We start from the raw sequence: 14,110 nt of genomic DNA, 5'->3' as shown, positions 1-14,110 counted from the left end.
GAAGCCCGGGGCGGCGAGCCGCCCCGGGCCGTTCGGTCACACGCGAGGCTTCTCGCGCATCTCGATGGTCTCGATCTCGTCGCCGACCTGGATGTCGTTGTACTTGCCGAGGCCGATGCCCGCCTCGAAGTCCGTACGGACCTCGGTGACGTCGTCCTTGAACCGGCGGAGCGACTCGATGGCGAGGTTGTCGCCGACCACGACGCCGTCGCGGATGACACGGGCCTTCGCGTTGCGCGTGATGGTACCGCTGCGCACGATGACACCGGCGATGTTGCCGAACTTCGAGGAGCGGAACACCTCGCGGATCTCGGCGACACCCGACTGGACCTCCTCGTACTCGGGCTTGAGCATGCCCTTGAGCGAGTTCTCGATGTCGTCGATCGCGTTGTAGATGACCGAGTAGAAGCGCACGTCGACGCCCTCGCGGGCGGCGCGCTCGCGCGCCTTCACGTCGGGACGCACGTTGAACCCGATGACGATCGCGTTGTCGATCGTGGCCAGGTCGATGTCGCTCTCGGTGATCGCACCCACACCGCGGTGGAGGATGCGCAGCTGCACCGAGTCGTCGACCTCGATCTTCATGAGCGACTCCTCGAGCGCCTCGACGGCACCCGACACGTCGCCCTTGATGATGAGGTTGAGCGCCTCGACCTTGCCCTCTTCGAGTGCACGCGTGAAGTCCTCCAGCGAGATGCGCTTGCGGGCCTTGGCGAGCTGCGCGTTGCGCTCGGCGGCCTCGCGCTTCTCGGCGATCTGGCGGGCGGTGCGGTCCTCGTCGGTGACGAGGAACGTGTCGCCGGCGCGCGGAACGCTCGAGAGGCCCTGCACCTGCACCGGACGCGACGGGGTCGCGGCGGTCACGGGGTCGCCGTTCTCGTCGGCCATGGCGCGCACGCGGCCGTACGCCGTGCCGGCCACGATCGCGTCGCCGACCTTGAGCGTGCCCGACTGGATGAGCACGGTCGCCACGGCGCCACGCCCCTTGTCGAGCTTCGCCTCGATCGCGACACCGCGCGCGGCCTTGTTCGGGTTCGCACGCAGGTCGAGGCCGGCGTCGGCGGTGAGCAGGACCGCGTCGAGCAGCTCCTGGATGCCGATGCCCTCGCGAGCCGACACGTCGACGAACATGACGTCGCCGCCGTACTCCTCGGCCACGAGGCCGAACTCGGTGAGCTGCTGGCGCACCTTCGCCGGGTTGGCGTCGGGCTTGTCGATCTTGTTCACCGCGACCACGATCGGCACGTTGGCCGACTGGGCGTGGTTCAGCGCCTCGATCGTCTGCGGCATGATGCCGTCGTCGGCGGCGACCACGAGGATCGCGATGTCGGTCACCTGCGCACCGCGGGCACGCATGGCGGTGAACGCCTCGTGACCCGGGGTGTCGATGAAGGTGATCGCACGGTCGATGCCCTCGTGCTCGGTGTGCACCTGGTACGCACCGATGTGCTGGGTGATGCCGCCGGCCTCGCCCGCGACGACGTTCGCGTTGCGGATGGCGTCGAGCAGTCGGGTCTTACCGTGGTCGACGTGGCCCATGACGGTGACGACCGGGGGCCGCTGCGCGAGGTCCTCGTCGGTCTCGTCCTCGAGCTCCTGGTCGAGGTCGATGTCGAAGCCCTCGAGGAGCTCGCGGTCCTCGTCCTCGGGCGAGACGACCTGGATCTTGTAGCCGAGCTCGGCGCCGAGCACCTCGAAGGTGGCCTCGTCGAGCGACTCGGTCGCGGTCGCCATCTCACCGAGGTGGAACAGCACCGTCACGAGCGAACCGGGGTTCGCGTCGATCTTGTCGGCGAAGTCGGAGATCGAGGAGCCTCGACGCAGACGGATGACGGTGTTGCCGTCGCCGCGGGGAACGCTCACGCCGCCGAGCGACGGAGCCTCCCGCATCTCGAACTCGGCCCGCTTCGTCCGCTTCGACTTGCGCGACTTCGACTTGCCGCCGCCACGACCGAACGCACCGGCCGTGCCGCCGCCGGGACCACGTCCGCGACCGCCGCCACCCGCGGGACGCGGGCCGCCGAAGCCGCCGCCGGGCCGCTGGAAGCCGCCGCCCGCGCCGGCACCGGCACCGCCGGGACCGCCGGGACGTGCTCCGGCACCGCCGGGGCGCTGGAAGCCGCCGGGGCGGCCTCCGCCCGCGGGACGCGGGGCGCCGATGCGCGGCGAACCGGGCCGCGGCGCCTGGGGCCGCGGGATGTTGCCGGGGCTCGGGCGCTGGCCCATGCCCTGCGAGCTCGAGAACGGGTTGTTGCCCGGGCGCGGCTGGGCGGGGCGGGAGCCCATGCCCTGCGAGCTCGAGAACGGGTTGTTGCCGGGGCGCGGGGCGCCGGGCTTCGGGGCGGGGCGGGGAGCCGCGCCGCCGGGCTTCGCGGCGCCGCCGGGCTTCACCGAATCGCCGGACTTCGCCGGGGCGGGCGTGCTCTCGGCAGCCGTCTGCTCGGCGGCGGCCTTCTCGGCGGCGGCCTGCGCCGCCTTCTCCTCGGCCTGGGCCTGGCGCTCGGCGACCGTCAGCGGCGCGTCGGCCGGCGCGGGCGCGGCGGGAGCCGGAGCTTCGGGGGCCGGAGCCGCGGGGGGCTTGGGGCCCGGCTTGGGACCGGGCTTCACCCCGGCCTTGGCGGGCGCGGCCGGGGCCGCCGGTGCGGCGCCCTTCGCGGCGCCGTCGGCCTCGAGCGCCGCCTTCAGGCGACGTGCGACGGGGGGTTCGATGGACGACGAGGGTCCCTTGACGTACTCGCCCATCTCCTTGAGCTTCTCAAGGGCGATCTTGCTGTCGACACCGAGTTCGGATGCGATCTCGTGTACGCGTGGTTTGGCAGCCACTTCTCTCCTGTTCCGGGCCTGCACCCGGACAGGGGCAGACCATCAATGGCGGACGGGACTCATTTCGAGCCGCTCATTACTTGTCACTCATTGGTGATCACTAGCCGTTCAGCCTGTTCTCTACGTTGGTGGTGCTCACCTCGCCGCGGATGCGGAGCGCCCGCGCGAAAGCACGACGCCGGACTGCGAGGCGGTAGCACTCGAGCGTCGGATGCAACCACGCGCCTCTCCCCGGAAGCACGGCCGCATCGTCTGCGACCACCTGGGATTCCTGGAGAACGACCCTCAGAAGCGAGGATCGCGGGGCGTGCGAACGGCATCCGATGCACGTTCTGACGGGTTCCATCTTACACTCTGCGCTCATGCCCCGCCGACGGGGCCACCGACCGGGGTCGAAACCGCCTCGCGGCGGTCAGCCCTGCTCGAGGATCGAGTCGGGCTGGATGTCGATCTTCGCTCCCGTGAGCTTCGCGGCGAGCCGGGCGTTCTGCCCCTCTTTCCCGATCGCCAGCGACAGCTGGTAGTCGGGCACGAGGGCGCGCACCGCGCGCGTCTGCTCGTCGATCACGTAGGCGCTCGTCACCTTCGCCGGCGAGAGGGCGGAGGCGACGAAGGTCGCGAGGTCGTCGGACCAGTCGACGATGTCGATCTTCTCGGCGCCGAGCTCGGCGGTCACGGCGCGCACGCGCTGGCCGAGTTCGCCGATCGCCGCGCCCTTCGCGTTCACACCGGGCTGGTTCGCACGCACCGCGATCTTGGTGCGGTGGCCGGCCTCACGTGCGAGGGAGACGATCTCGACGACACCCGAGGCGATCTCGGGCACCTCGAGCGCGAAGAGCTTGCGCACGAGCGCGGGGTGCGTGCGCGAGACCGTGATCGACGGACCCTTCGCCCCCTTCGCGACGCTCGTGACGTACACGCGGATGCGCTGGCCGTGCGGGTACTCCTCGCCCGGAACCTGCTCTTCGGGAGGCAGGATCGCCTCGACCGTCCCGAGGTCGATGTGCACCATCTTCGGGTTCGGCCCCTGCTGGATGATGCCCGCCACGATGTCGCCCTCACGGCCGCGGAACTCGCCGAGCACCGCATCGTCGGCGATGTCGCGCAGGCGCTGCATGATGACCTGCTTCGCGGCGAACGCCGCGATGCGACCGAAGTCGTTCGGAGTGTCGTCGGCCTCGCCGATCACGTTGCCCTCGTCGTCGAGCTCGGGCACGTAGATCGTGACGTGCCCCGACTTGCGGTCGAGCTCGGCGCGGGCGCCGTTCGGGTTCGAATGCCCGTGCTGGTTCGGGTTCTGGTGCTTGAGGTAGGCCATCAGGATCGCCTGCTCGATGATCTGCACCAGTTCCTCGAACGGGATCTCCTTCTCGCGCTCCACCATGCGAAGCATGCTGAGGTCGATATCCATCTCCGGCCTCCTCTATTCAGCTCTCAGGCCGCTTCCCCTCGGAGCGGACATTCAAGCCTATCGGATGCCGCGAGCCGCCGTCACCCGCGGAACGGGTCCGTTCGAGGCATCCGCAACCCGGCGGTCAGTCCCCCGGCACCGATGGCGGGGTCGCCCTGGCGGGCGCCGAGGGCAGCGCGTTGATCGCCCGGATCACCTCGTGCAGCTCGCCGACCCGGTGCGGGTCGAGCTCGAACACGAGTCGCGGCTTGTCGAGCGCGTCGCGGTCGGCCTGCTCCGGGGCGAGCGGCTCGGTGCGGGCGAAGCGCCCGCTCGTGAGCAGCCGCCCGAAGCGACGGTCGAGCTCGGCGACCTCGGCATCGCTCGGTTCGGCGTTGAGCCGGAGCACGAGGCGGTCGCCGACCCAGCGGAGCGAGTCGTAGTTGCGCCAGAAGCCGGTGATCTCGGCGACCGCCTCACCCACCGAGTCGGTGATCAGCACGCGATCGAGGTCGCCCGGCGAGACCATGCCGAGCGGTGCGAGCTCGGTCTCGACGTACCGCCGCAGGCTCGTCCAGTAGGTGCCCCCCTCGGCGTCGAGCAGCACGATCGGCATGGGTTCGGCCTTGCCGGTCTGCTGCAGGGTGAGGAGCTCGAACGTCTCGTCGAGCGTGCCGAACCCGCCGGGCAGGCAGACGAATCCGCGCGACTCCTTCATGAGCATGAGCTTGCGGGTGAAGAAGTACTTCATCGTGACGAGCCGCTCGTCGACGGCGATCGCGGCGCTCGGCTTCTCCTCGAACGGCAGTCGGATCGACACGCCGATCGCGAGCGCGGGACCGGCGCCCTCGGCCGCCGCCTGCATGATGCCCGGTCCTGCCCCGGTGACGACCATCCAGCCGTCATCGGCGAGCGAGGCGGCGACGCCCTGCGCCTGGCGGTACAGCGGGTCGTCGGCGGCGATGCGTGCCGACCCGAAGACGGTGACCTTGGGAACGGCGGTGTACGGCGCGAACAAACGGAACGCCTGCCGCATCTCCTCGAGGGCGGCCGCGGTGATCTTCAGGTCGAGCCGGTCGGTGCCGTCGAGCCCGAGCCGCGCCCCCGACGCGAGGATGCGCTCGATGAGCGCTCGGTTCCGCCCGGCGCCGATCTCGGCGACGAGGGCGGCGACCGCCTGGCCGACGGAGTCGGGCAGGGCATCGGGCGACGACGCGACGAACTCACTCACGAGGCCAGCCTGCCACGCCCGCAGCGGTCGGCCGCAGAGACATCCCGTCCGACGCCACTGACGAACCGGATGCCGCGTGGCCCCCCGACCACGCGGCATCCCCCCATGACGCGGCGAACCCCCTCAGCCGCGCCACACCTGGATGACCGACGGTCGCGGCGCCGCGACCAGCCCGGAGTCGCGGCGGTGGGTCGGCACGTAGTCGGGGAAGTACGAATGCGGCTCGGCGACCGTGCCCTCCTCGCCCGGGTGCTGGACCGCGACGAACACCATGCCTTCGCGATCGTGGATGACGGGCCCGCACGTCTCCGCGTCGCGCGGCACCGAGAGGAACTGCTGCACGCGCCCGCGCTCCTCCCCCTCGAGTCCCACCTTGAAGAGCCCGTCGTTGTAGCCGATCTTGCTCGGCGCGCCGTCGGTCGAGATCCAGAGGTCGCCGACCGAGTCGAACGCGATGTTGTCGGGGCACGAGATCGGCGAGACGAGCTCGGCGGGGAACCCCGAGAAGTAGGGCCGTTCGCCGTCGATCGACGGGTCGCCGCAGAGCAGCAGGATGGTCCAGCCGAACGTGGTGCCCGACTGCCCTGCCGTCTCGGTGAGCTCGAGCACGTGACCGTGGCGGTTGCCCGTGACCGACCCGGTCGGAGAGACGAGCGAGACCGGGTTCGCCTCGTCGACCTGCGCGCGGGTGCGGCCCGAGTTGTTCGTGAGGGCCGCGTAGACCTTGCCGGTGCGCGGGTTGGGCTGCACGTCCTCGGGCCGGTCCATCTTCGTCGCTCCGACGGTGTCGGCCGCGAGCCTCGTGTAGACGAGCACCTCCTCGGTCGACATGCCGGGGATGACGCTCTCGCCGTCCTGCGTGAGCGGGATCCACACGCCGGAGCCGTCGAAGGCGCCGTCGCTCGGCAGTGCACCCGTGCCGGTGATCTCGGCCGCGGGCGAGTCGCCGGTGAACTTCGCGACGTAGAGGTCGCCCTCCTCGAGGAGGGTCATGTTGCGACGCCGCGCGGCCTTCGAGCCCGAGGGGTCGAACACGCGCTTCGAGACGAACTTGTACATGTAGTCGTTCGCCTGGTCGTCGCCCATGTAGGCGACCGCGCGACCGTCCTCGCCGATGATGACGTTCGCGCCCTCGTGCTTGAACCGGCCCATCGCCGTGTGCTTTCGCGGCGTCGAGGTCGGATCCTCGGGGTCGATCTCGACGATCCAGCCGAACCGGTTCGGCTCGTTGACGAATCCGGGGTCCTTCGCGTTGAAGCGCGGATCGATGCGTTCGAACGTGTAGGTCGACTTCGTGCTCGGCGTGGCCCGGTAGCGCTTCTGCCCGGCGGTGTCGGCCGCCCAGACGAAGTAGCCGTCGAAGTTCTCCTCACCGGAGAGCACCGTGCCCCACGGCGTCGTGCCGCCCGCGCAGTTGCCGAGCGTGCCCTTCACCCAGCGACCCTCGGCGTCCTCCGCGGTCTGAAGGAGGACGCTGCCTGCGGCGGGACCGGTGACCTCGAACACGGTGTCCGCGGTGATGCGGCGGTTGCGGCGTCCGTCGATGAGGTAGCGCCACGGCTGCCCGAGCTTCGAGCGGCGCAGCTCGACGACCGAGAAGCCGTGCGCAGCCTTCGCGATCGCCGCGCGCTCGTCGAGCACGGCGGCGTCGGTCGAGGGGGCGAACATGATGGTGGGGTTCACGTACTCGTGGTTGTTCACGAGCACGCCCGTGCGGCCGCTGCGGTCCTGCAGGATGTCGAGGTAGTCGCAGTTGTAGCCGAACTGGCCGGCCTGCGCCTCCGGCGTCTGGTGCTCGAAGTCGAGGGCGGGCACGCTCGAGAAGAGCGGGTCGCCCCAGCGGATGATCGGCTGCCACGTGTAGCCCGCCGGCACCGTCACGTCGTCGACGAGCATCGGCACCGGGTCGATCGCGTCGAACGGAAGCCCGCCCGTCGCGCCGGACGCCCCGCCGCCGGGAGCGGCGAACGCCGAGCCGCTCGGCGACGCCGCGGCGAGCGCGATGCCCACTGCGCCGGCCGCGCCGAAGCCGAGGAGGGCCCGGCGCGTCAGCGCGGCCGAGGCGATATCGCGGAAGTGCGCGTTGGTCGTCGTGTTGCACTCCGGCCCGATGCAGGCATTGGCGCACTTGAAATGGCAGGTCACGGCCGAGCGCTTGCCGCGCACGTGGTCGGCCATCGGGAGCAGCTGGATGTCGGTGATCGTCACGGATCGTTCCTCACGCCGTCGGTCAAGGGGGTCGAGTGCAGGCTGCACGCCGAAACCGAAGCCCCACGGGATGGGGGGTGTCCGGAACATGAACGCCGTCCGAACGATCGGGTCCGGCACGACCCGGACGACGAGCCGCGCCTCCCACGCCGTGCCCCCGCGATCCTGAAGAATCGGTATCGCCCACGATCGAGACCGCGCGGCCGATGGGCCGCCAGAGCCGGAGGACGCCCGAATGCCCAGCTCCCGCGCGAAGCGGCGCATCCAGCGCCAGCGCAGCGAACTCAAGAACACCGCCTACGAGATCTTCATCGGCCTGCTCTCGATCCTCTCGATCGCGAACCTCGTGCTGATGTACCTCTTCCACGCGGAGGAGTCGCTGCAGCTCATCCTCTCCGTCATGAACGCGTTGTTCAGCGCGATCTTCCTCGCCGACTTCATCTACCGCATCTCGACGGCACCGTCCGCATCGGGCTACTTCTTCCGCGGATTCGGGTGGGCCGACCTGCTCGCGAGCCTGCCGTTCGCGGAGCTGAAGGTATTGCGGCTGTTCCGCGTGCTCCGCGTGATCCGGCTGCTGCGGGAGCTCGGCCTCCGCACGATCTGGGGCACGCTCATCCACGACCGGGCGAACAGCACGCTCATGACGCTCCTGCTGCTCGGCGTGCTCGTGCTGCAGTTCGGCAGCATCTCGATCCTGGCCGTCGAAGAGGATGCCGAGGGCGCCAACATCACCTCGGCGTCCGATGCGATCTGGTACACGATCGTCACGATCTCGACCGTCGGCTACGGCGACCAGTACCCCGTCACCAACCCGGGCCGCCTGATCGGCGCCCTCATCATCATCGTCGGCGTCGGCATCTTCGGCACGTTCACGGGCTACCTCGCGAACCTCTTCCTCGGGCCGCAGAAGGCGGCGGAGGCCGCCGACGCCGCACTCGAGCCGGAGACGGCACCCGCCGATGCGACCGTGGACGACGTCGCCGGAGGCGCGGTCGCGGCGCCCGTCGACACGGGCACGACGGCGGCGGGCGACGCCGATGCCGTCGTCGACGAGACCGAGCCCGTCGCCGCCCGGGAGGCGGCCGGCGCCGCGTCACCCGCCGAGCTCAGTGCGCGGCTCGAGGCGCTGATCGCCCAGTCGGAGGAGACGGCCGCCGAACTCCGCCGCCTGCTCGCGGATGCCGCGCCGGGGCGCTGAGCCGACGTTCGCTGGGCGCCGCGGCCGCCGGCGCGGGCCGAACGAGCGCCCGCTCCCGGCGAACGAGCGGGCTCAGGCGTCGAGCGCGGCGACCACGCCGTCGATCGGCACCTGGGTGCGATCGCCGGTCGCCCGGTCCCAGACCTCGACGACGCCGTCGGCGACACCGCGGCCCGCGATCACGATCGTCGGCACGCCGATGAGCTCGGCGTCGCCGAACTTCACGCCGGGCGACACCTTCGGCCGGTCGTCGTAGAGCACGTCGCGGCCGGACGCCTCGAGGTCGGCCACGATGCGGTCCGCCGCCTCGAACGCCGCCTGGTCCTTGCCGGTGGCGACGACGTGCACGTCGAACGGGGCGACCGACGGCGGCCAGATGAGGCCCTTGTCGTCGTTGTGCAGCTCGGCGATGATCGCGAGGATGCGCGTGACGCCGATGCCGTACGAGCCCATCGTCACCGTCGCGAGCTTGCCGTTCTCGTCGAGCACCTTGAGCCCGAGCGCCTCGGCGTACTTGCGGCCGAGCTGGAAGACGTGCCCGATCTCCATGCCCCGCGCGAGCTCGACCGGGCCGGAGCCGTCGGGAGCGGGGTCGCCGGCGCGCACGTCGGCGATGTCGATGACGCCGTCGGCGACGAAGTCGCGGCCCGCGACGAGCGAGAGCACGTGCTTCTCGTGCAGGTTGGCGCCGGTCACCCAGGCGGTGCCGTCGACCACGCGCGGGTCGACGAGGAAGCGGATGCCGCTCGCCGACTCCTCGCCGAGCACGGGGCCCTCGGGCGACCACGGCCCGATGTAGCCCTTGACGAGCGCGGGGTGCTTCGCGAAGTCGGACTCGGTCGCGGCCTCGACCTCGGCCGGGGCGAACGCCACCTCGGCGCGCTTCAGCTCGACCTCGCGGTCGCCGGGCATGCCCACGGCGACGAGTTCGCGTGTGCCGTCGAGGTGGGTCAACGCGAGCACGACGCACTTCAGCGTGTCGGCTGCGTGCCAGGGCCGGTCGGCGCGCGGCTCGTGGTCGTTGACGTGGTCGACGAGGCTCAGGATCGTCGGGGTGTTCGGCGAGTCGAAGATGCGCGCCTCGGGCCGGCCCTCGATCGGCAGCGGCTCGGGCGCGAGCGTCTCGAACGCCTCGACGTTCGCTGCGTAGCCGCCGGCCGAGCGCACGAAGGTGTCTTCGCCGACGGGCGTCGGGTGCAGGAACTCCTCGCTCTTCGAGCCGCCCATGGCCCCTGCGTCGGCCTTCACGATGACGTACTCGAGGCCGAGCCTGGTGAAGATGCGCTCGTACGCGTCGCGCTGCGCCTGGTACGAGGCATCCAGCCCCTCGTCGGAGACGTCGAACGAGTACGCGTCCTTCATGGTGAACTCGCGACCGCGCAGGAGCCCCGCACGGGGGCGCGCCTCGTCGCGGTACTTGTCCTGGATCTGGTAGATCGTGAGCGGAAGGTCCTTGTACGACGAGTACAGGTCTTTCACGAGCAGGGTGAAGACCTCTTCGTGCGTGGGGGCCAGCAGCAGGTCGGCCTCCTTGCGATCCTGCAGGCGGAAGAGCGCGTCGCCGTACTCCGTCCACCGGCCGGTGACCTCGTAGGGCTCGCGCGGCAGCAGCGCCGGGAAGTGCACCTCGTGGGCGCCGGCCGCCTCCATCTCTTCGCGCACGATGCGCTCGATCTTCGCCTTCACGCGCAGGCCGAGCGGCAACCACGCGAAGATGCCCGGCGCCTGGCGCCGGATGTAGCCGGCGCGGACGAGCAGTCGGTGGCTCGTGACCTCGGCGTCGGCGGGGTCTTCGCGGAGCGTGCGGAGGAAGAAGTTCGAAAGGCGTGTGGGCACCCGACGATTCTACTGAGAAGGCCGGATGCCTCGGGGCCGCGCGGCCCCGAGGCATCCCGCCGCCGCGATCGCGCGACGGAGGGAGGTCTCCGCGGCGTGCTCGCGCGTCAGGCCGGGCAGGGCCCGAGGTCGCGCCAGGCGCCCCACTCGCCGCCCGAGCCCGGCACCTCGCCGCGGGTCCACCACTTCGCCGCCCACGTGCGGCCGCCCGAGCTCGCCTGCTGGCCGGCCGTGTACACCTGGTCGGCCTGCCACGCGACCGGGCAGTCGTCGCCCGAGCCGCCGCCGCTCGAGGGGCCGCCGACGTTCACGTCGATGCAGCTGTAGAAGGCGTTCGTCGTGTCGGCGACGTTCCAGCGGGCGAGGATGGTGTGCTCGCCCGCCGGCAGCCCCGTGAGGATGTGCTGCACGGTCGCGGCCGGCTGGGCGCCGAAGTCGTTGACGCGCTTCCACAGCGCACCGTCGACGAAGTACTCCCAGCTCTCCGTGGCGTGGCGCGCGGTGAGGTGCCACTGGATGGTGACGGTGTCGTCGACGCCCTTGCGCGGCCACGGCTTCGTCGCGTCGTCGAGGATCGCGAACGCAGGGTTGCCGCCACTGCACCGGAGCGACCCTTTGGGCGCCTCGACGCTCTGCGGCTCGTATTCGACCTGACCGCAGTCGAACGAGGTCAACCCCTGCGAGCAGTAGTCCTGCCGGCTCGGCGGGTCGTCGACCCAGCCGTGGCCGCTCGCGGCGGCGGCTCCGACGAACGGGAGGACGAGCCCTCCTGCGAGGGCGATGACGAGGGCCAGGCGACGCGGATGCTTCATGACGTGCTCCTTCGATCGAGTGCCTCGGCGCGGACGCCCCGCGCCAGCGCACACGGTAGGGGTCGGGGCGGACGACCGCATTCGCAATCCTGCGTAGGCGACTGCGTAGGCACCCCTGACCTGAGGCCTCGGCCCGACGGCTCGCGCATGGCCTAATGTGCTCGCATGGGTGAGTCGAACGCACCGTTCTCCGTCGAGGTCTCCTCCGAGGCGTGGCGGGCCGAAGCCGACCGCTGGATCGCGGAGTCGCTCGCCGGGCGCGACGTCGTCGTCGTCGGGACCCGACAGCCGCGGGTGCGCCCGTGGTCGACGCAACTCGTCGTCGAGGTGGCAGGACCGTCGGGAGCCGCCCGGTACTGGTTCAAGGCGAACTGCCGCGCGCAGTCGTTCGAGCCCGCCCTCCAAGCGCGACTCGCAACGCTCCTTCCGGGCGATGTCGACGCCCCGATCGCGGCCGACCCCTCCAGGGGCTGGATGCTCACCGCCGACCGCGGAGCGACGCTCGCAGATCGGCACGACCCCGCCGCCGAGGACTGGTCGCGCGTCATCGACGAGTGGGCGCGCGTGCAGCGCTCCTTGGCCGGGCGCTCGGCCGAAGTGCTCGGCGCCGGCGTGCCCGACTGCTCCCCCGGAACCGTGCCGGCCCGCTTCGCCGAGCTGCTCGGGCTCGTGCTCGCCCTGCCCACCGGTCATCCCTCGGCGCCCGATGCGGCGACCGCGGCCTCGCTCGTGGCCGCGGCCGACCGCGTCGCGCTCGCCGCCGAGGCGCTCGACGAGGGCGGCCTGCCCGCGACCCTCCAGCACGGCGATCTGCACCCCGGCAACGTGTTCGCCTCGGACGACGCCTCTGACGGGCTGCGCCTCTTCGACTTCGGCGACGCGCAGTGGGCGCACCCGGTCGAGGCCCTGCTCGTGCCCCGCGCCGTGATGGAGTACCGCGGCATCGACCCAGAGCCCGTCGTCGCGGGATTCCGCGAGGCCTGGGCCGACGTCGCGCGGTTCGACGACGCCGAGTGGGCCCGGCTCGTCGCCGCGGCCGAGACGACGCACGCGGTGAACCGGGCGCACACGTGGTGGGGATGCCTCGCGCAGGCCACCGACGACGAGACCGCGGAGTGGGGTGAGGCGGTGCTGCGGCACCTCTCGCGGGTGCTCGGTCGGTCCGGCGACTCGTAGGCTGGGCGCATGCCCGCCCGCCGACCGCACCTGGCTCCGTCCGTCGCGCAGAGCGAGCTCGCCGCGTCCCTCGCCGACCTGCGTGCGTCGATGGCGCTGCCCGACGGCTTCGCACCCGAGGTCGTGGCCGAGGCCGAGGCATCCCGGCCCGAGGCACCTGGTCGCGACCTGCGCGACCTGCCGTTCGCGACGATCGACCCGGCGGGGTCGACCGACCTCGACCAGGCGATGCACCTCGCGCGCCGAGGCGACGGCTTCCTCGTGCACTATGCGATCGCAGACCTGCCCGGTTTCGTGCGGCCCGGCGGATCGGTCGACCGGGCTGCGCGTGAGCGCGGGCAGACGCTCTATGCTCCCGACGGTCGGGTGCCCCTGCACCCGCCGGTCATCGGCGACGACCGGGCGTCCCTCCTGCCCGGCGTCGACCGTACCGCGTACGTGTGGCGCTTCGAGCTCGCCACCGACGGCACCCTCGGGACGACGGCGGTCGAGCGAGCGCTCGTTCGCTCCCGGGCGCGCCTCGACTACTCCGGGGCGCAGGCGCTCATCGACGACGGCGACCGGGAGTCGCCGGTCGCCCTCCTCGGCGAGATCGGGCGCGCCCGCATCGAGCAGGAACGCCGCCGCGGCGGCGCGAGCCTCAACACCCCCGACGAGGAGATCGTGCGCAGCGACGGCGGCTACGACCTCGCGCGCCGCACGCCGCTGCCGGTCGAGGACTGGAACGCGCAGCTCTCTCTGCTGACCGGCATGGCCGCCGCGTCGATCATGCTGGGTGCGGGTGTCGGCATCCTGCGCACCATGCCGAGCCCCGACGACGAGCGGCTCGCCGCCTTCCGCCGGCAGACCGTCGCGCTCGGGCTTCCGTGGCCCGAGGACGAGTCGTACGGCGAGTACCTGCGTCGACTCGACCGCGCCGACCCCGTGGCGCTCGCGGTCCTGCAGGCCGCGAGCGGGCTCTTCCGCGGTGCCGGCTACGCCGCGTTCGACGGCGCACCGCCCGCGGAGACGATGCAGGCGGCGCTCGCCGCGCCGTACGCTCACGTGACGGCGCCGATCCGCCGGCTCGTGGACCGATGGGGCCTCGTCGTGTGCGAGGCGATCGTCGCCGGGCGCGAGGTGCCCGCCTGGGCGCGTGCGTCGCTCGCCGAGCTGCCTGCGATCATGGCCGCCTCCGAGCAGCGGGCGGGGCGCCTCGGCGCGGAGTCGATCGCACGGGTCGAGGCGGCGCTCCTGCGCGACCGGGTCGGCGAGCGGTTCACCGCGACCGTGCTCGAGCTCAGGGGCGACCGCGCGGTCTTCCAGCTCGAGACGCCCGCGGTGACGGCGAGCTGCCCCGCGCCGGCCGACGCCGCGCCGGGCGGCGCGATCGAGGTCGTGCTCGAGGCGGCCGACATCGGCACCGGCACGGTGCGGTTCGGCGCGGCGTGAGC

Annotated in this window: 10 protein-coding genes; 3 read left to right on the top strand and 7 right to left on the bottom strand. The window is 71.8% G+C overall.

Features of this window, described 5'->3' with window-relative positions:
- Positions 1-36: 36 nt before the first annotated feature.
- From infB to PX701_RS14445, 5 genes are all read right to left on the bottom strand, one after another.
- Positions 37-2,823: a translation initiation factor IF-2 gene (infB, locus tag PX701_RS14465; protein ID WP_275506690.1), complete on the bottom strand. Its 2,787-nt coding sequence runs from the start codon at positions 2,821-2,823 to the stop codon at positions 37-39.
- 100 nt (positions 2,824-2,923) lie between these two features.
- The gene (locus tag PX701_RS14460; protein WP_231431425.1) at positions 2,924-3,169 is read right to left on the bottom strand and encodes a YlxR family protein; all 246 of its coding nucleotides are present in this window, start codon (positions 3,167-3,169) and stop codon (positions 2,924-2,926) included.
- A 66-nt stretch (positions 3,170-3,235) separates the two neighbouring features.
- Complete coding sequence (gene nusA, locus PX701_RS14455; RefSeq protein WP_231431426.1) at positions 3,236-4,234, bottom strand: transcription termination factor NusA; 999 nt, start codon at positions 4,232-4,234, stop codon at positions 3,236-3,238.
- A 124-nt stretch (positions 4,235-4,358) separates the two neighbouring features.
- Positions 4,359-5,444: an LOG family protein gene (locus PX701_RS14450; protein ID WP_420831080.1), complete on the bottom strand. Its 1,086-nt coding sequence runs from the start codon at positions 5,442-5,444 to the stop codon at positions 4,359-4,361.
- A 123-nt stretch (positions 5,445-5,567) separates the two neighbouring features.
- Entirely contained in the window at positions 5,568-7,622 is a 2,055-nt protein-coding gene (locus PX701_RS14445) for a PhoX family protein (RefSeq protein ID WP_275506803.1), read from the bottom strand.
- Between the two features lie 265 nt (positions 7,623-7,887).
- On the opposite strand from PX701_RS14445, the gene PX701_RS14440 reads away from it, so the two are divergent.
- Positions 7,888-8,853 (top strand): ion transporter, encoded by a 966-nt coding sequence (locus tag PX701_RS14440; RefSeq protein WP_275506689.1) that lies wholly within the window; start codon positions 7,888-7,890, stop codon positions 8,851-8,853.
- A 72-nt stretch (positions 8,854-8,925) separates the two neighbouring features.
- On the opposite strand, the gene PX701_RS14435 is transcribed toward PX701_RS14440, so the two are convergent.
- Together PX701_RS14435 and PX701_RS14430 are read right to left on the bottom strand one after the other, a co-directional pair.
- Complete coding sequence (locus PX701_RS14435; RefSeq protein ID WP_275506688.1) at positions 8,926-10,689, bottom strand: proline--tRNA ligase; 1,764 nt, start codon at positions 10,687-10,689, stop codon at positions 8,926-8,928.
- Positions 10,690-10,796: 107 nt separating this feature from the next.
- Entirely contained in the window at positions 10,797-11,501 is a 705-nt protein-coding gene (locus PX701_RS14430) for a lytic polysaccharide monooxygenase (protein WP_275506687.1), read from the bottom strand.
- A 165-nt stretch (positions 11,502-11,666) separates the two neighbouring features.
- On the opposite strand from PX701_RS14430, the gene PX701_RS14425 reads away from it, so the two are divergent.
- Together PX701_RS14425 and PX701_RS14420 are read left to right on the top strand one after the other, a co-directional pair.
- Entirely contained in the window at positions 11,667-12,677 is a 1,011-nt protein-coding gene (locus tag PX701_RS14425; RefSeq protein WP_275506686.1) for a phosphotransferase, read from the top strand.
- A gap of 9 nt (positions 12,678-12,686) precedes the next feature.
- The gene (locus PX701_RS14420; protein ID WP_275506685.1) at positions 12,687-14,108 is read left to right on the top strand and encodes an RNB domain-containing ribonuclease; all 1,422 of its coding nucleotides are present in this window, start codon (positions 12,687-12,689) and stop codon (positions 14,106-14,108) included.
- The last annotated feature ends 2 nt before the right edge of the window (positions 14,109-14,110 follow it).

It is taken from the genome of Agromyces chromiiresistens (assembly GCF_029167465.1).
Taxonomy (GTDB): domain Bacteria; phylum Actinomycetota; class Actinomycetes; order Actinomycetales; family Microbacteriaceae; genus Agromyces; species Agromyces chromiiresistens.
This window is presented reverse-complemented; position numbering and strand designations above follow the sequence as displayed.

What these genes read in the sequence shown, in the direction of transcription:
- PX701_RS14460 (WP_231431425.1), bottom strand. Translation starts at nt 3,169, where the DNA reads ATGGAACCCGTCAGAACGTGCATCGGATGCCGTTCGCACGCCCCGCGA.
- nusA (WP_231431426.1), bottom strand. Translation starts at nt 4,234, where the DNA reads ATGGATATCGACCTCAGCATGCTTCGCATGGTGGAGCGCGAGAAGGAG.
- PX701_RS14445 (WP_275506803.1), bottom strand. Translation starts at nt 7,622, where the DNA reads ATGGCCGACCACGTGCGCGGCAAGCGCTCGGCCGTGACCTGCCATTTC.
- PX701_RS14440 (WP_275506689.1), top strand. Translation starts at nt 7,888, where the DNA reads ATGCCCAGCTCCCGCGCGAAGCGGCGCATCCAGCGCCAGCGCAGCGAA.
- PX701_RS14430 (WP_275506687.1), bottom strand. Translation starts at nt 11,501, where the DNA reads ATGAAGCATCCGCGTCGCCTGGCCCTCGTCATCGCCCTCGCAGGAGGG.
- PX701_RS14425 (WP_275506686.1), top strand. Translation starts at nt 11,667, where the DNA reads ATGGGTGAGTCGAACGCACCGTTCTCCGTCGAGGTCTCCTCCGAGGCG.
- PX701_RS14420 (WP_275506685.1), top strand. Translation starts at nt 12,687, where the DNA reads ATGCCCGCCCGCCGACCGCACCTGGCTCCGTCCGTCGCGCAGAGCGAG.